We start from the raw sequence: 16,256 nt of genomic DNA on the forward strand, positions 1-16,256 counted from the left end.
GCTGAGGCACACACGTTGCTCTGCGGGGGGGCATGAATCTCACGCAGGCGCATTGTCGTCGAATCTTCGTCCTCTCGATGTCATCCGTATTCTTCATGGCATGCAGCGACTCGGGGCGCGATGCCGACGAGAATGCTCAGTCGCTCGAGCAACCCACGATCATCAATCCAGACGGCGGACCGTCGACGCCGGAGCCTCGGTTCGGCCGCTACACGGTGGCGGCTCCCGGTGTCACCGACTTCACGAAATTCCATACCGACAGCGGCTTCCACCCCCTCGGGGAGTGGGTGAGCGAGCGCGCGGGACGGGAGTATCTCGTCTCCATTCGGTCCTCCGACGGGAATGGCAGCACCCCGGACTCCTATGGCCGGGTCAACATCCTTGCCGATCAGGATGTCACGTTCCGAGCGGGATACGTCTGGGTCAGCCTCGCGGACGCACCGGCCACGCACGGGCTGTCGGCGACCGATATCACGGATATGAAGCAACTCGACTTCAACTTCCCGATCAGCCACCTCTGGCTGGGGCCGCGTGGAGCAAAATACGTCTTCGCTCCGGGTAATTACGAAGTGCGGTACGGCATGTACGATGGTTTCCGTTTTCAAGTTGCTGCGGACGACAACAAAGTGGTGCAGCCGTGGAGCTACGCCACGCGGCGCGTCGCCAAGATCGTCGCGCCGAAGCGCGAGCTCCCGACATTGGGCTGCGGAAAAACGCACGAATCGAGGCCCTTGTACCAGCCGCGCTATCGGGTGACGGGGAAGTACAGCGGTCAAGAGACGAGCAGGGATCTCACCGTACGCGACGAGTCTGCGATCGAGGTGGGGGCAGGATCGATGTACCCGGGCGCTACGTACGATATCGCCATCGAAGGGATCTTGGGGACCAGGCCCCTCCCGTTGTCCAATCCCGGGGAGGGACCGCTCACCTTGCGGCTCGGCCGCCTCGACGTGGAGGACGTGGCCATCCAAAAACCAGACGGTACGGCCCTCATGCTTCGCGGTCGCTTTTTCGTGTACCCCATGCAAAAGGACAGCGCCGGTCGCGAGTTTCCGTCGTCCACCAACATCGTTTGCGACGACGGAGCGCTCACCCACTCCGGGGTCGATCTCGTTCGTGGACGCTACAAGGTCGACGTGAAGTACCAATACGGCGGACCCGAGGACAAAGTGCTCACGTACATCGTCGACGTCGAGTGACGGGGCCGGAGGGCATGCGCTGGCGTCGGGCGGCTCGTCTCCTTCGACGGGCCGCCGACACGCCCGATTTCGAAGCGCTTCGCGCAAGGACCCCCGCGGCGCGAGGCGTAGCCGCGAGGGGCGCCGCCGACGGTGATGCGCGCGGGGTATGCCGATCAGTGGCCGCAGTATGCGTCCACGGACCCTTTGTCGAGGGGGAATCCCTTTTCCTTCGCGAGCTCCCACGACCGGACGCATTTGTTCTCTTTGGCGCACCATTGATAGCCCGCCGATCCGATACAGCCATGTGGATCGCGATCGCTCCCGGGCATCGGGGCGGGGGGGCGCGCGGACTCGCTCCCCGCCGGCGTCGCCTCGGTGGGGGCCGGCGTGGCAGCCGGCTGCTTGCTGCACGCGGCGATGGCGATGCACCCCGCAAGACGAAGGACCCCGGCGACGGTTGCTTTCATGGCGCGAGTATAGACGGATTCGGGCCAAGTCGATATCGGCTCGCCGAATCGAAGGCGTCAATGACGCAGCCGTTGCCTCGCTCGTGTGCACCCGCGCAAAGCACATGTGTGCGACCAAGGCCAGCGCCATAGATGGATGATCGTGAACGGTCTTGGCGCCATCGGATGGTAGAGTCGAGGGGTGACCTCCGGGAGCTACGAGCGATACACCCATTACGAGCGCTTCGTGCCGAGCGCGCCGCTCTCCCGTTTCGTCGAGTCGCTGTGGAGCTACCGAGGTTATCGGCCGCCTCACGCCTCCGAGCGTGTTCTTCCGTCGGGGACCGTCGAGCTCATCATCCCGCTCGGCGCGCAGCCCCTGGTGATGCCGGACGCGGGGACCGGTTCGTGGAGCTCGCGCGGGGCGATCGTCAGCGGTGTCCGCGCGGATTCGTTCGATATCGGAACACACCAGCAGAAGGACCTGATCGGCGTCCACTTCCGACCCGGCGGCGCGTGGCCTCTCCTCGGAGTACCCCTCGACGCGATCCAGAATCGGCACGTGGAGCTGGAGGCGCTGTGGGGCCGCTCGGCGTACCTGTTGCTCGAGCGGGTCGTCGAGGCGAGGCCTTCGTCCGAGGCTTTTCGAATTTTGTCGGCGGCGTTGCTCGAGCGATGGCGGCACGCGAAAGGGCCGCTCCACCAGGGCATCCAAGGGAGCCTTCGCGCGATGATGAGCGCCGACGCCGTTCCAGCGCCCGCCATCGCGCGATTGGCCGACCGCGCAGGTTTGAGCCATCGCCGCTTCGTCGAGCTCTTTCGCCGTGAGGTCGGCCTGCCTCCCAAGAGCTTTGCGCGCGTCCATCGATTTCAGAGGGCGTTGCAGCGCTTGTTTTCCGAGCCCGATGCCCCTGCGGCCGCCATCGCCCTCGACGCGGGTTACTGCGATCAGGCGCACTGGATCAACGAATGCCGCAGCATCGCCGGGACGACACCGAGTCGATTGGCGGCGTGGATGCGGACGGCACCTCGCTACATCCCCGCCGAGGAGAGGGGTCAAATTCTTCCAATCCCCATTCCGAGCGCGCCGCTAACCTGACGACATAACGCTCGGCGTGTCGTCGCACGCAAAGGAGAAGGTCATGATCGTCGTATTCGGCTCCAGCGGGGTCGTTGGTCGCGCATTGCTCGAAGAGTTGGCCCTCGGCCACGAGCCCGTGCTCGCTCTGTATCGATCGCATTGCCCCATTCACACGAATCGAGCGGCTCGCGCGCGTGGGGCGAGGGACGTGGTCGACGGGAGCCGAATGCGCCGAGGCGGCCCCTCCTACGCCGAGCTGGAATCGGCCCGCGTCGATCTCACGACCGGGGAAGGGGTCAAGGAGGCACTTCGAGGGGCGCGGTCGGTCTTTCTGCTGACCGCCGACATGCCAGATCAAGCCGCCGCCGAAATACGGGTCGTGGAGGCGGCCGCGCGCGCCCGAGTTCCGCGCATCGTCAAGCTCTCGGTGCGCAGCGCCGAGACCGAAGCTTTCGCCTACGCGAGGACACATCGCGCGGTGGAGCGCGTCATCGAGGACTCCGGCATGTCGTTCACCTTTCTGCGGCCCGGAGCGTTCATGCAAAACTTCATTCATTATCATGGTGAAGGGATCCGCCGAGAGCGGTGCATTCGACTGCCGTGCGCCGATACGCGCGAGCCGCTCATCGACGCGCGCGACATCGCCCGCGTCGCGGCTCGTTGTCTCGTATCGGACGTCTACGCGGGCCGGGTGCTCGAGCTCAGCGGGCCCGAGGTGCTCTCGTACCATCACGTCGCCGAGAAGATCTCCGCGGCAACGGGGCAAACCATTTCGTATATTCCCACTTCCGAAGAGGCCTATCGGGCCAGCGCCGCTCACGTCTTTTCGGCCGAACAACTCGACGAGCTCCTCGAGCTGCTGCGATTCCATCGCGAGCGTCCACCATTCGCGCCCACCGACACCGTCCGCGAAGTGACGGGACGCGATCCCCAGACGTTCGACGTGTTCGCGCGGGAGCACGCCGCGGAGTGGACGGTGTCCGCCGTTCACGAGGAGCTGCGCCGGGCGTAGAAGCTCGTCGGGGGCCTCCGCGATGTTCAGCTCTGGAAGCGCGCTCTCGCTCGCCCCGGGGTGACGCGTCCAGCCATCGAACGTGCCATGAGGATCAGGACGCGGTGTCGATTCGCCATGATGGCCTTATTGCTGGTCTGCCCTTCGCTGGCCCGCGCTGAAACAGACCCTCGTGACTATACTCTGGCGCTGGCGCCCGATCATACGAACGTGTTCGTCGCATATGCGCGGCGTCGTACGTCGGCGGATTCGCAGAGCTTCGCGCAGAACATTTCCTACTTTCGCTATCTCCATGTCCTGAAGTTCGGAGATCTCGCCTTCGTTCCGGTCGATGTCATTTTGCCGGCGCTGGACGCTCAGGTGTATATTCCCACGGCGACGGGAACGACCACGGCGCACGGATCCGGCATCGGGGATCTCATCTATCTTCCGACGATTGCATATTCGATCAAGGAGTCGGAGAGCAGCGTGACCTACTTCGCATTCAGCTCGTATTTCCGCGTGCCGACGGGCAACTACGACCATCGGCGCGCGGTCAACGCCGGCAGCAACCGATGGCAGTTCGACGAGCAGGTGGTGGTGGGTCAGCGGCTCCTGAACATCTTGGTGCTGGAGGCGCTCGGCGCCGTCTCCTTCTACACGAAGAACGACGACGCCATCGCGGCCGGAACCACCACACGGATCGAGCTGAGCCAATCGCCCACCTTCACCGGAACGGTCCATGTTTCGGCCGACGTCACCAAAGAGCTCTGGCTCGGCGCCTCGTATTACTACACCGCCAACGGCGAGGTCACCGCATCCACCCCCACGGGCGACCGAACGGCGACCGAGCAACAGTCCGTGCAAAGCCTCCGCGGTACGGTGGGCATCAAGCCGGTCGCACCGCTGCAATTGCTTTTGCAGTACAACACCGATATCGCCGCGACGCACGGCGCCACCATCAGCCGCTTCGTGGGGGTGCGCTTCTCGTACCGCTTTTAGGGCCTCCGCTGCGGTCGGTTTCGCTGGGGATCGTCACGGATGGCGGGTGATCACGACCCCATGAAGGTGCACGTTGTCGCGTAGATCGCGCTCGCGATCGCGGCGCGAGCCGGGGCGGACGATCATGTTCCCGAAGCGGCCTCCGGGTGCTCCGCCGGGCGCGGCCGAGATGGGGATCGCCAGCGGGGGAGCCTCGTTGCCGGCTGGGATTCCGGCGGGCACGAGGCACTCCAGGATCTCGGGGACGGCCGGATCCAGGTTCGCATAGATGATGGTGCAGCCGCTCGGCAAAGGGTGGCCGCGATCGATATTCACGAACAGCGGAGTCGCAAAGGTGACGCGGGTTTCTCCGCGCGTCGGTTGCGGTCCTTTGTTGCCGATGTGGACGTAGCTGATGGTCGTGCCGCCTGGGGCGACCTGGGGAAAATCGCCCCAGATGTAGAGGTCGACGCCCTCGGTGTCGGGCGGCGGCCGCGTGGCGTCGGGATCGAAGAGGATCGCGACGGCGGGAGCGCTGCGATTGTCGTTGAGGAATTGCTCGGTATCCGACGAGTCGGCCGCCGGTATGACCATGCCGAGGCCGAGAAACTGCCCCGAGGGCGATCCGGGTGCAACCGATAATGGCAGGTCGAGGGTCGCCGAGGCGCCATGTTTCAAGGCCGCGATTCGGCATTGAACGATCTCCGGGACGGTCGGGTCCAAGTTCTCATAAAGGAAATCGCATTGACCCGGGAGGACCTTGGAGCGATCGACGATCGTGAACGGTGGAACGGAATAGACCAGCCGATGCGCGCCCGTGGCGTCGGCGCCGCGATTGGTGAGCGTGAAACGCTGGATGCCGGAGTCACCGGCCGCGGCCGCGACCGACGTGGAGGAGAGGCGAAGATCGATGCTCGCGCCACCGGCGGCGCTGGAGACGTTGGAGGTCGCGGTAGGCGTCGTGCCGCTCGAGGCGTAGGTCCGCGTTGGAGCCTCCGTCGATGCGGGAATGAGGGGCGCCGGCGCCGCTTGGATCTCCGCGACGTTCGACGATGGCGTCGCGCTCGAGGGCCTCGTCATGGAAGGCCCCAGGGCATTGATGGTCGGCCCAAAGCCATTGTCCAGGCGATCGATGTCGCTGTCCGGCGAGCCCGCCGCCGTCGCCACCGCGCCGTTGCCGTTGACCCGCCCCACCGGTCCGCCGGGAACTGCGACCAGAGGTATCCGAAGGGTGACCGGTTGGCCCGATGCGAGACCGGGCGGGAGCACGCAGCGCACGATCTCGGGAATGCTCGGGTCGCTGTTTTGATATCGAAAGGCGCAGCCGTTCGGCAGGGCCCGCGCGCGATCGACATTGACGAAGAACGGTGTCGAGAACGTGAGGGCGACGTCTCCTCGCGTCGGCTGGGCCGCGCTATTTCCGACCACGAACGTTTGGGTGCTGGGGAGCGGTCCACCGACCGCCGGGGCATCGCCCGCGAGAAAGAGGTCGACCGTGCCCGGGGGCTCTTCTCCGCTGCGTTCGATATAGACGATGGTCGTGGCGACATTGTCTTGTGTGCTCAGCTCGTGATCGGCAGGGCTCTGCGGGAGAGCGATGGCCATGCCGGCGAGGATCGAGGGCGGCGCGTTGCGGGTCACCGCGAGGGGAATGGTGACCGTCCGGCGCTCGCCCTTCGCCAGGTCGGGCAGTGCGCAGCGCACGATCTCCGGCACGGTCGAATCCTGATCTTCGAAGAGAAAGGCGCAATTGCCGGGTAGCGGCCGCTGACGATCGACATTCACATAAGTCGGGGTCACGAAGGTCATTTGAACGCCGCCCGTGGTCGCTGCGCCTTTGTTGCCGACCGTGACCGTCTGCAAGGTCGTGCCGCCGGCGACCCCAACGCCAGGATCGACCACCGTAAAAAGGTCGACCGCAGCCGCGCAATGTCCGGATGCGCAGTACGATCCGGGGCAGCAATTCGTATCCCGAACGCACGATAGTCTTTCGCAGTCGCGCGTGAGCTGGCACGCACCATCGCCGGTGCACGTAGAATCGTCGCAGCAGTCCGCGTTCGCCCCACACGCCGCATCGGCGCAGCCTCCACAGCCATGTCCCGCGCGCGCCGAGATCTCCGGCGTGGTGCCGTTCGAGGTCGATCCCGCGACCAGGAACGCACAGAGCGTTACCGTTCCAAAATGCCTCATCGTCCCCCCCGGGCCGCGTTTCTTCGTGGCAGGAGAAACATGTGGGGGTGCGGAGGTTCCGCAAGGCCTGCGCGCGGTGGAGACATCGTGATGTCGATACGTCACGGAGTGCGTGACGACGTCGTGTACGGAGGGATGTCATCCAGGAGCAAATGGCGCGATGATTTTGGCCATATGGCTCCCATCGTCGATGGGACGATGGGGTGCGCGTGTGCGGCGCGGTGCGCCGTCGCGAGGCGCGGGAGCTACCATTTGACGGGGGAGCGCGTGAACGTTTCTTTGTCCAGTGGTGCGCATGATGTTCTGCGCAAACCACGATCTGGGAACGACGCAACCACATAGTGTCGCGGAGTTTCTCAGTCATTCGGCGCCAACTTGGCGGGTACGGGCATTGCGAAGGGAACGGCCATGACTCTGTTTCGTGATCGGCGCGGGGTGTCTGCGGTCGAGTACGTCCTGTTGCTCGTCGGGATTTTGCTGGCCGTCGCCATGGGCTTCCGCGCCCTTGGCGGGAACACGACGAAGGTCACGAGCACGACCACCGCCGTGCTCCTGGGCGGCAACGGGACGGCCGCCGGTGGCGGCGGCGGGGCCTCGCCCGGAGGCGGCGGTGGCGCCGGACCGAGCGATCCAGGCACCGTATGCTCTGGCGGCGTTTGCACCACCCCCGGTGGCAGCTGCTTCGTAGCAGGTACGATGGTCGCGACCCCCTCGGGCGAGCGTCCCATCGAGAGCATCGCGCCTGGCGATCTCGTGCTTGCGCGGGGGGAGTTCGGCGATGATGCGGTGTCGGCGCGGCCGGTGCTGCGGACCTTCGTGCGCGCCGCACCGTCGCTCGTGAACGTTCGCATCGAGACGGTAGACGGCCATCACGAGAGCATCGTTTCGACCCCCGAGCACCCGTATTGGACCTTCGATCGCGGCTGGGTAAACGCCGGCGATCTGGTCGCGCAGGAGACGCTGGTCGATACGTCGGGGCGCGAGGTTCGCGTAACCCGGACCGTCCGCGTCGCCCAGCAAGCCATCGTCTACAACCTCGAGGTCGACGCCGATCACACGTACTTCGTTGGACAGAGCGCGGTGTGGGTCCACAACCAGCCGTGCACGCCCGGCGGTGGGGGCGGCACCACGGGTGGTGGGGGCGGTACGACCGGTGGTGGCGGGGGCACGACCGGCGGGGGACCGACGACCGGACCGGTGACGGGGCCCGTTACGGGTGGCGGCACGCCGACGACGCCTCCCACCGTTGCACCGTGGAGGAACCCGGACGGTTCCAACAAATGGGGCTTACCGGACTTCGGACCGATCACCAAGACCGACCCTGGCAAGGCGTTTTTCTGGTCGGGCAACACGGATGGCGTCGGCGGCGAGCTCAAAGCCGGGGAGATCGCCCACAAGTATGGTGGTGAGACGTTGGAGTCGACCCTCGATAAGCACAATATCAAAGACAAGATGCCCAAATGGGGAGAGCCGGGGGCAGAAGGTCCTTGGACGGAGGTCTCGCAGTCTTATGCCGCCAACGCGTCCGGCAAGGTGTACGTAGTGCTCGGCGAAAATCGTCGCCCCGGAAACATTTGGGACAACGAAGAGCTCCCTCGGCTGCAGAACAACCCCAACATCACGGAAATCATCGCCATCAACCCCAAGACGGGTAAAGAGACACCTTACTGGAAGCCGGGGATGCCCCCTGGTGTGCCGCCGGGTTTCGAGCGAAAGAATCCATGACCACCGTCAAAATCTTCGAGTGGACGCGGGGCCACATCACCGTCGGAATCGGGGATCGGAGGCTCACGATCCAAGGGGAAGGCCATTTGAACGTCCCAGGCTCGCCGGGGTTCCTCATCCTTGCTGGATCCATCCGCGCATGGGATCCGCCGCACGAAAACGATCCCCTCGACGTGGCGCAAAAGAAGGAGATTCTGGAAGCCCTTCTGCGCGAGCTGGACGCGGGAGGGCATCACTACACGGTCGAAGGGGAGGTCTCGTAGGACCGATTCATCAACGGGTTTCGCCCGACGAATCGGCCCACCCTGCGCGCCTCCCGCGAGACCGCGTCGCTCGAATCACGCGTAGCCAAACGATAGCGAACGCACGTTTCCGTCGTGGATCGAATCGCGCGTAGCCAAACGATAGCGAACGCACGTTCCCGTCGTGGATCGCGTCGCTCGAATCACGCGTAACCAAACGACAGGAACGAGCCCACGTTTCCGTCGTGGATCGCGTCGCTCGAATCACGCGTAGCCAAACGACAGGAACGAGCCCACGTTTCCGTCGTGGATCGCGTCGCTCGAATCACTCGTAGCCTATAGGAGCGAGCTCACGTTTCCGTCGTGAATCGCGTCGCTCGAATCACTTGTAGCTAAACGATAGCGAACGCACGTTTCCGTCGTGGATCGCGTCGCTCGAATCGCTCGTAGCCAAACGACAGGAACGAGCCCACGTTTCCGTCGTGGATCGCGTCGCTCGAATCACTCGTAGCCAAACGACAGGAACGAGCCCACGTTCTCCTTGGTCACCGCCGTGGCCGGAACTTGGATGCGGCTCGGCACCTCGGGCTCGGTGAGATCGCGCAGGCCCTTGCCTTGTCCGATGAGACGGGCCAGGCGGATCGCGGAGGCGGCCATCGAAGGATTGTAGAGGAAGGTGGCCCGGTAAAGGCTGCCGCTCTTCACGAGCTCCATCGCGCGCTTCGAGCCGCCTGCGCCGGTGACGAACATCTCTTTGTCGCGCTTGGCGTTTTGGATCGCCGAGACCACGCCCATCGCCATGTCGTCGTCATGTGTGTAGACTGCATCGATTTTCTTCTGCGCCTGGAGGATGGCCTCCATCACCTCGAGCCCCTTGTCGGGCAGGAAGTTCGCGGCCTGCCGCGCGACGACCTGAACGCCGTTGTTGCAGCGCTTGAGGGCGTCGTTGAACCCCTTGGTGCGAAGATCGGTCACCGAGATGCCCGCGATGCCTTGGATCTCGACCACGTTGCCTTTGCAATCGAGTTGATCGGCGATGTAATTGCCCGCCGAGAAGCCGATCCCGTAATTGTCGCCGCCGATCCACGTGCGGTACGCCGAGGGGCTGGCGAGATCGCGGTCCACCACCACCACGGGGACGCGCGCGCGCATCGCGGCCTGCGCCGCCGGCGTGAGGGCCTGTCCGTCGGTGAGCAACACCACGAGCACGTCGGGCTTTCCCGCGACGAGGGCGTCGATTTGCGAAGCTTGCGAGGCCGGATCGGTGGCTCCCTCCGAGACCTCCAGGTTGACGTCGCCGAGTCGCTTGGCCTCCTCACGCGCGTTTTTGACGATGGCCGCTAGCCAGCCATGATCGGCGCCGGGGGCGCTGAAGGCGACCTTCACCGGCTTTCCCGGGGACGCCTTCTCCTCGGTGCCGCTCGAGCTCGCGGTGGTCGCGGCGGCGCGCTCACCCTCGGGGGAGCTTTTGGCGGGCGCCTTGTCGCAGCCCAGGATGGCGAACGATGCGAAAATCGTGAGCAAGATTCGACGGTGGGCAAGCATGATGGATTCCTCCCGTGGGCCTTTGGCTACGCGCCCTTGCGCTGCACCAGCACGGCCGCAAAAATGATGATGCCTTTGACGATTTGCTGAATCTCGATGCGCATATCGAGCAAGGTGAGCAAATTGAAGATGACCGCGAACGTGAGCACGCCGAGCAGGGTGCCGAAGACGGTCGCTTTTCCGCCGGCGAGGCTCGTCCCGCCGATGACCACCGCGGCGATCGCGTCGAGCTCGTAGAAGTTGCCCGCGATGGGGGACGCCGAGGCGAGCCGGCCCGTGAGCAGGATCGCCGAGAGCCCGGCGCAGAGCCCCGTCATGGCGTACACGCCGAGCAGCACGCGCTGCACGCGCACGCCGCCGATGCGCGCGGCCTCGCGGTTGCTCCCGACGGCCACCACATAGCGGCCATAGCGCGTCTGGTTGAGGAGCACCCAGCCGATGGCCGCGACCGAGAGGAGCACCCACGCGGGCACCGGCACCCCCAGCACCTGGCCGGCGCCGAACCAGCGGATGGTCTCCAGATCGCTCACCGAGATGGGCGTTTTGTCGCTCATCCACAGCGCCGTTCCGCGCGCGACCGTGAGCATGGCCAATGTCGCGATGAACGGGACGACCTTGCCATACGCCACGGCGATGCCGTTGATGGCGCCGGCGGCGGTTCCCGCGAGGAGGGCTGCGCCCAAAAAGGCGAGATCGCCGCTGCCCGCGAGCTTTCCACCGGCGATGGCCGCAAATGCGAGCACCGAGCCGACGGATAGATCGATGCCGCCCGTGGCGATGATGAAGGTCATGCCGATGGCGAGGATGCCCACCGCGCTCGCCTGGGTGACCGTCGCCTTGAGGTTCTCGTAATTGAGAAAGCGCTCCCCGCGCAGCACGCCGCCCGCCACCACGAGCAGGACGAGCACCAACGCGAGGGCGAAGTCTTGGATTCGGCGGAGTCGCGCTTGTTCCGACGAGGACGAGGACGACGATGTCGGTTTTCGCGGTGCGATCGCGTTGGCAGCGTTCATGCCGTGGCCTCCACACAATGACGAAGCAAGAGCGGCTCGGTCGCCTCGGCGCCGTCCACCTCGGCCACCACGGTGCCCTCCCGCATCACCAGGATTCGCGTGCATACGGAGGCGAGCTCCGACAGGTCCGACGAGACGACCAGCACCGCCAGGCCCTTTGCCGCGAGCTCGCCGACGACCCGGTAGATCTCGGCGCGCGCGCCCACGTCGACCCCGCGCGTGGGCTCGTCGAGCAGGAGGATGCGGCACGCGCGAAAGAGCCACCGGGAAAAGAGCACCTTTTGCTGGTTGCCGCCCGAAAGTTCCCGTACTGGCTGCTCGATGTCCGAGTACTTCGTCGCGATATCGTCCAAAAGCCCCCGGGCGCGCGTTCGCTCCGCGGCCCCATCGAGCCAGCCGAAGCGCGATATTTGGGGCAGCGCCGCCAGCGAAGCATTGGCCGCGAGGCCCCAATCGAGGAGCAGGCCTTGCGCCTTTCGATCCTCGGGGATGAACCCCATGCCCGCGTCGATGGCGCAATCCGGGCGGCCGCGCGGCAGCGAAGCCCCCGACACGCGCACCTCGCCGCTTTCGAGCGGGTCGAGCCCGTAGATCAGACGAAGCAGCTCGGTGCGCCCCGCGCCGACGAGGCCTGCGACGCCGAGGATCTCCCCCTCGCGCAGATCGAAACGGATCGGCCCCACATGACCGCGCCGGACGTCGCGCACGGAGAGCACGACCTTCTTCGCGGCGAGGGCTGCCGCGCCGCCGCGGCTGGAGGCGGCCGGCTTGGCGGCGTCGCCGACCATGAGGGAAATGAGCTCGCTCGCGGGGGTCTTCGCGGGCAGGCCCGAGGCCACGGTGCGCCCGTCGCGCAAGACGCTCACCCGGTGGCCGATGGTGGCGATCTCACCGAGCAAGTGCGAGATGAAGATGACGCTGGTCCCCTCCTCGAGGAGGCGCCGCACCACCGCGAAGAGCGCCTCGATCTCCGAGGCGTCCAAAATGGCGGAGGGCTCGTCCAAGATCAGCAGACGAGCGCGACCCGATAGTGCGCGCGCGATGGAGACGATCTGCTGGAACGCGGGCCGGAGCTCGCCCACCGTGGCATCGACCGCGATGTCCTCGTGCCTTAAACGCGCGAGCACCTCCTTGGCGCCCGCGCGCATCGCGCGTCGGTCCAAAAAGGGCCCGCGGCAGGGCTCGCGTCCGAAGTAGATGCTCTCGGCCACCGTGAGATCGGGCGCGAGATCGAGCTCCTGGTAAATGGTGGCCACGCCGCGCGCGAGCGACGCCTTTGGGTCGCCTGCGGGCAAGGGGACGCCATCGAGCAGGATCTCTCCGTGGGTCGGTGTGGCGGCGCCCGAGATGCACTTGATGAGCGTCGACTTGCCCGCACCATTGGCGCCGAGGAGGCAATGCACCTCGCCCGCGTGGACGTCGAAATCGACGCCGTCGAGGGCGGTCCCGCCCGGGTACCGCTTGGTGAGGCCGCGAACCTCGAGGAAGGGACCACCCGCCATGTTCAGCGCACCACCAGAGGGCGCAACGTGCGGTATGCGATTTCGAGCCCGGTCTTCACCTTGTCTTCGGTGCCGCCCCACACGGGATCTTCGTGCTCCACGGACAGGGCGCCGTCGAAGCCGCCCTCGTAGAGGACGTCGATCAAGCGCACCCAGTCGACCTGGCCCAGACCGGGAACGCGGTAGCGCCACCACCCCATGTCCCACGCGTCCTTGCGATCGCGCACCTTGCCGAAGAAGCCGTAGCGGTTCTGCAGGGCAGGGAAGCACTCGATGTCCTTGGCCTGCGCGTGCGCGATGCGATGGATGTACGGGCGCACGGCGGCGATGGGATCGATGCCGAGCCACACCAGGTGCGATGGATCGAAATTGAGGTAGAGCCCCACGTCGAACATCCACTCCCAGAGCTCCGGCGAATAGGCGAGGTTGCCCGGGTAGCCGTCGGGGTGCCAGCCTTCCATCACGCAGTTCTCGATGACGATCTTCACGCCGCGCGCGCCCGCGTGCTCCACCAAAGGGCGAAAGACGCGCTCGGCCTCGCGCAGGTTGTCGGCCACGCTGCGCGTGGGATCGCGCCCCACGAAGGTGCCCACCGTGGGGATGCCGAGCGACGCCGCCGCGTCGATGCAACAGCGGACGTGCGCGTGCACACGCGCGCGCTCCGCCGGATCGGGGTGCAGGTTGTTGTCGTAGTAGGCGAGCGAGGACAGGGTCAGCCCGTGCCGCTCGGCGATGCCCGCGATCCGCGCGCGCTCCGCATCATCCATGCGCTCCGCCGCGACGTGCGTGGCGGTGAAGGGGCGATCACCCTGGAGCGGCCACGCCGCGACCTCGAGCGATTCGTAGCCGTGACCTTTCGCCCACGTCGCGATGTCCTCGAGCGAGAGGCCGGGGAGGCACGCGGTGAGAAAGCCGAGCTTCACGAGGGGACCTCCTGCCAGGTGCGCGTCTCCGCGGAGCGAAGGACGGTCTGCACGATGCGCGAGGCACGCAGGCCGTCGGCGAAGCGGGGAAGACCGCTGGGGACGTCGCCGGTGCGCATGGCTTGGTACGCGTCGCGGACGAAGCCGTCGAAGGCGTCGGCGTAGCCTTGCGGGTGGCCGCCGGGCGCCACCACATAGCGCGCGGCCTCCGGAGAGAGCTGCCCCGTATCGCGCCGCACGACGTGGTCGCCGTCGCGCCGGCCGACCCACGCGCTCTCGGGCGCCTCTTGGTCGAAGGCCAAGGTCTCGTGCTGCCCGGAGAGCTCGATCGCGAGCCGGTTCTTGCGCCCGGCCGAGACCTGGCTCACCACCACCGAGCCGCGCGCGCCCCGGTCCGTGGTGAACAGCATGGTCACGAAGTCCTCCGTGGGGCGCGAGGGGTGGGCGCGCGACATGTCGGCGCAGAGCTGCATGATGCGGTGGCCGGTGACGAATTCGACCAGGTCGCACCAGTGCGAGCCGATGTCCGCGAAGGCGCGCGATCGGCCCCCGAGCTCCGCGTCGACGCGCCAGTTGTGATCGCCCGGCAAGAGCAGCCAATCCTGCAGGTACGTGCCGTGGATCAAGTGCAGCGGGCCCGGGGTGCCGGCGAGCACGCGCCGTCGCAGCTCGCGCACGAGCGGATAAAAACGGTACACGAAGGGGACCGCGGCCACCGTGCGGCTGGCGCTCTCCGCGAGCATGAGTCGTTCGGCGCCGGCGACATCGAGGGCCAGCGGCTTCTCGCAGATGACGTGCTTGCCGGCGGCGAGGGCCGCCTCGGTGAGCGGCACGTGCAGATGGTTGGGCGTGCAGATGTGGACCACGTCCACGTCCGGCGATGTCACCAGCTCTTCGGACGACCCGAACGCACGCTCCGCGCACAGCTCGACGGCAGCGGCCCGCGCCCGTTCCGGGCTGGACGCCGAAATGCCGACCAAACGCGCGCCCGCGAGCCGCGCGGACCGTGCATGGATGCGCCCCACGAACCCTGTTCCGGCAATGGCGACGCGAAAGGTTGAGTTCATCTGCTCATTCGTAACGGTACTTTTGCGTGTTGTAAATCATAAGTTATGCTGCGATAAGTCAAAAGGTGCTGGGCTTCGGCTTGACAGCTGGGCCACCGTTTGGCTTATGTCCTCGAACCCATGTTGCGGGAGCGTTCAATCAGTCAGCCGGTCGCCGGCTCCGGGGCACTCCTGCAGGTCATTCGGCAAGGCCGCGCGAGCACGCGCGCCGAGTTGATCGAAATGACGGGCCTCGCCCGCTCCACAGTGGCGCAGCGCCTCGAGCTTTTGCGCGCGCGTGATCTGATCGTCGACGCCGGCGAAAATCCATCGACGGGCGGCCGCCCGCCGGCGGTCTTTGCCTTCAATCCGAACGCGGGCCTGGTGCTGGTGGCCGATCTGGGCGTGACACACTGCCGGCTGGCGGTGGCGGATCTCGCGGGCCGCCCGCTCCTCGAGCGCGCGACGGATCTCGAGATCGCCAAGGGCCCCGAGCACGTCCTCACGTGGGTGCGCGATCAGTTCTCCGGCATGGTCTATCGCTCCGGCCGCAATATGAACGAGGTGCGCGGCATCGGCATCGGCGTGCCCGGCCCCGTCGAGTTCGCGAGCGGCCAGGCCGTGCACCCGCCCATCATGCCGGGGTGGGATGGGTTCTCCATCCCGAATTGGTTCTCGCGTTACCACGAGGTGCCGGTGCTCGTGGACAACGACGTCAACATCATGGCCATCGGCGAGCACTGGATGCACTGGCGCGACGCCGCGCACCTTTTGTTCGTCAAAGTCGGCTCGGGCATCGGCTGCGGCATCGTCACCGGCGGCGCCATCCATCGCGGCGCACAAGGCGCGGCCGGCGACATCGGCCACATCCAAGTCACGAACCGCGAGGACGCCACCTGCCATTGCGGTAACGTCGGCTGCCTCGAGGCCGTCGCCGGCGGTCTCGCCATGGCGCGCGCGCTCACCGCCATGGGCATCCCCGCCGCCACCAGCCGCGACGTGGTCAAGCTCGCGCGCGGCGGCAACCGCGACGCGGCCATGCTGGTCCGCGAGGCCGGCCGCGCGCTCGGGCAAGTGCTCGCGGCCGCGGTCAACCTGGTCAACCCGGGGGTCATCGTCATCGGCGGCGACGTGGCCCACGCGCACGAGCAGCTGCTCGCCGGCGTGCGCGAAGAGCTCTATCGGCGCTCGCTGCCGCTGGCCACGCGCCACCTCCGCATCGCGCGCAGCGAGCTGGAAGACCGCGCCGGCGTGATCGGCGCCGCCGTCATGGTCATCGAGCACATCCTCTCGCCCGAGGCGGTCGACCGCGCGCTCGCCGCCGGCGTGTGACCCCGGCGCGCCTTACGGCGATCGTGGCGCGATCGTCTGGCCCGACGTGGTTGAAGAC

Annotated in this window: 13 protein-coding genes and 2 pseudogenes; 7 read left to right on the forward strand and 8 right to left on the reverse strand. The window is 66.5% G+C overall.

The window, feature by feature from the left end; all coding sequences use genetic code 11:
- Nucleotides 1-77: 77 nt before the first annotated feature.
- The gene (locus LZC94_02300) at nucleotides 78-1,199 is read left to right on the forward strand and encodes a hypothetical protein (GenBank protein ID WXB16113.1); all 1,122 of its coding nucleotides are present in this window, start codon (nucleotides 78-80) and stop codon (nucleotides 1,197-1,199) included.
- Between the two features lie 155 nt (nucleotides 1,200-1,354).
- Here LZC94_02300 and LZC94_02305 read toward each other — a convergent pair whose 3' ends face one another.
- Entirely contained in the window at nucleotides 1,355-1,648 is a 294-nt protein-coding gene (locus tag LZC94_02305; GenBank protein WXB16114.1) for a hypothetical protein, read from the reverse strand.
- Nucleotides 1,649-1,829: 181 nt separating this feature from the next.
- On the opposite strand from LZC94_02305, the gene LZC94_02310 reads away from it, so the two are divergent.
- The 3 genes from LZC94_02310 to LZC94_02320 all read left to right on the forward strand — a co-directional run bounded on the left by LZC94_02310 (nucleotide 1,830) and on the right by LZC94_02320 (nucleotide 4,701).
- A complete protein-coding gene (locus LZC94_02310) occupies nucleotides 1,830-2,726 on the forward strand; it encodes a helix-turn-helix domain-containing protein (GenBank protein WXB16115.1) in 897 nt (298 codons plus the stop codon).
- 43 nt (nucleotides 2,727-2,769) lie between these two features.
- Nucleotides 2,770-3,720, forward strand: coding sequence for an NmrA family NAD(P)-binding protein (locus LZC94_02315; GenBank protein ID WXB16116.1), 951 nt, complete (start codon nucleotides 2,770-2,772; stop codon nucleotides 3,718-3,720).
- Nucleotides 3,721-3,837: 117 nt separating this feature from the next.
- Nucleotides 3,838-4,701, forward strand: coding sequence for a transporter (locus LZC94_02320; protein WXB16117.1), 864 nt, complete (start codon nucleotides 3,838-3,840; stop codon nucleotides 4,699-4,701).
- Nucleotides 4,702-4,734: 33 nt separating this feature from the next.
- On the opposite strand, the gene LZC94_02325 is transcribed toward LZC94_02320, so the two are convergent.
- Nucleotides 4,735-6,582: a hypothetical protein gene (locus tag LZC94_02325; protein ID WXB16118.1), complete on the reverse strand. Its 1,848-nt coding sequence runs from the start codon at nucleotides 6,580-6,582 to the stop codon at nucleotides 4,735-4,737.
- Nucleotides 6,583-7,566: 984 nt separating this feature from the next.
- On the opposite strand from LZC94_02325, the pseudogene LZC94_02330 reads away from it, so the two are divergent.
- Nucleotides 7,567-7,908, forward strand: a pseudogene (locus LZC94_02330) (HINT domain-containing protein).
- Nucleotides 7,909-7,976: 68 nt separating this feature from the next.
- Here the strand turns inward: LZC94_02330 and LZC94_02335 are convergent.
- Nucleotides 7,977-8,063: pseudogene (locus LZC94_02335) on the reverse strand (energy transducer TonB).
- Nucleotides 8,064-8,591: 528 nt separating this feature from the next.
- Between LZC94_02335 and LZC94_02340 the strand changes: the two are divergent.
- On the forward strand, nucleotides 8,592-8,858 hold the full coding sequence (locus tag LZC94_02340) for an immunity 74 family protein (protein ID WXB16119.1): 267 nt from the start codon (nucleotides 8,592-8,594) through the stop codon (nucleotides 8,856-8,858).
- Between the two features lie 480 nt (nucleotides 8,859-9,338).
- Here the strand turns inward: LZC94_02340 and LZC94_02345 are convergent, their stop codons facing one another.
- From LZC94_02345 to LZC94_02365, 5 genes are read right to left on the reverse strand one after another with little or no spacing between them, the layout of a single operon-like run.
- The gene (locus tag LZC94_02345) at nucleotides 9,339-10,382 is read right to left on the reverse strand and encodes a substrate-binding domain-containing protein (GenBank protein WXB16120.1); all 1,044 of its coding nucleotides are present in this window, start codon (nucleotides 10,380-10,382) and stop codon (nucleotides 9,339-9,341) included.
- Between the two features lie 26 nt (nucleotides 10,383-10,408).
- Nucleotides 10,409-11,395, reverse strand: a complete 987-nt coding sequence (locus LZC94_02350) for an ABC transporter permease (GenBank protein ID WXB16121.1) — start codon at nucleotides 11,393-11,395, stop codon at nucleotides 10,409-10,411.
- Nucleotides 11,392-12,897 carry a sugar ABC transporter ATP-binding protein gene (locus tag LZC94_02355; protein WXB16122.1) on the reverse strand — a complete coding sequence of 502 codons (1,506 nt, stop codon included), beginning with the start codon at nucleotides 12,895-12,897 and terminating at the stop codon, nucleotides 11,392-11,394. The genes LZC94_02350 and LZC94_02355 overlap by 4 nt, the downstream gene beginning before the upstream one ends.
- A gap of 2 nt (nucleotides 12,898-12,899) precedes the next feature.
- On the reverse strand, nucleotides 12,900-13,820 hold the full coding sequence (locus LZC94_02360) for a TIM barrel protein (GenBank protein ID WXB16123.1): 921 nt from the start codon (nucleotides 13,818-13,820) through the stop codon (nucleotides 12,900-12,902).
- Nucleotides 13,817-14,887, reverse strand: a complete 1,071-nt coding sequence (locus LZC94_02365) for a Gfo/Idh/MocA family oxidoreductase (protein WXB16124.1) — start codon at nucleotides 14,885-14,887, stop codon at nucleotides 13,817-13,819. Before LZC94_02365 ends, LZC94_02360 begins: the two co-directional genes overlap by 4 nt.
- 120 nt (nucleotides 14,888-15,007) lie before the next feature.
- On the opposite strand from LZC94_02365, the gene LZC94_02370 reads away from it, so the two are divergent.
- A complete protein-coding gene (locus LZC94_02370) occupies nucleotides 15,008-16,198 on the forward strand; it encodes an ROK family protein (protein ID WXB16125.1) in 1,191 nt (396 codons plus the stop codon).
- The last annotated feature ends 58 nt before the right edge of the window (nucleotides 16,199-16,256 follow it).

This window comes from Sorangiineae bacterium MSr11954, from assembly GCA_037157815.1.
Classification (GTDB): domain Bacteria; phylum Myxococcota_A; class Polyangia; order Polyangiales; family Polyangiaceae; genus Pendulispora; species Pendulispora albinea.

What these genes read in the sequence shown, in the direction of transcription:
- LZC94_02300 (WXB16113.1), top strand. Translation starts at nt 78, where the DNA reads ATGTCATCCGTATTCTTCATGGCATGCAGCGACTCGGGGCGCGATGCC.
- LZC94_02305 (WXB16114.1), bottom strand. Translation starts at nt 1,648, where the DNA reads ATGAAAGCAACCGTCGCCGGGGTCCTTCGTCTTGCGGGGTGCATCGCC.
- LZC94_02315 (WXB16116.1), top strand. Translation starts at nt 2,770, where the DNA reads ATGATCGTCGTATTCGGCTCCAGCGGGGTCGTTGGTCGCGCATTGCTC.
- LZC94_02320 (WXB16117.1), top strand. Translation starts at nt 3,838, where the DNA reads ATGATGGCCTTATTGCTGGTCTGCCCTTCGCTGGCCCGCGCTGAAACA.
- LZC94_02340 (WXB16119.1), top strand. Translation starts at nt 8,592, where the DNA reads ATGACCACCGTCAAAATCTTCGAGTGGACGCGGGGCCACATCACCGTC.
- LZC94_02345 (WXB16120.1), bottom strand. Translation starts at nt 10,382, where the DNA reads ATGCTTGCCCACCGTCGAATCTTGCTCACGATTTTCGCATCGTTCGCC.
- LZC94_02350 (WXB16121.1), bottom strand. Translation starts at nt 11,395, where the DNA reads ATGAACGCTGCCAACGCGATCGCACCGCGAAAACCGACATCGTCGTCC.
- LZC94_02355 (WXB16122.1), bottom strand. Translation starts at nt 12,897, where the DNA reads ATGGCGGGTGGTCCCTTCCTCGAGGTTCGCGGCCTCACCAAGCGGTAC.
- LZC94_02365 (WXB16124.1), bottom strand. Translation starts at nt 14,887, where the DNA reads ATGAACTCAACCTTTCGCGTCGCCATTGCCGGAACAGGGTTCGTGGGG.
- LZC94_02370 (WXB16125.1), top strand. Translation starts at nt 15,008, where the DNA reads ATGTTGCGGGAGCGTTCAATCAGTCAGCCGGTCGCCGGCTCCGGGGCA.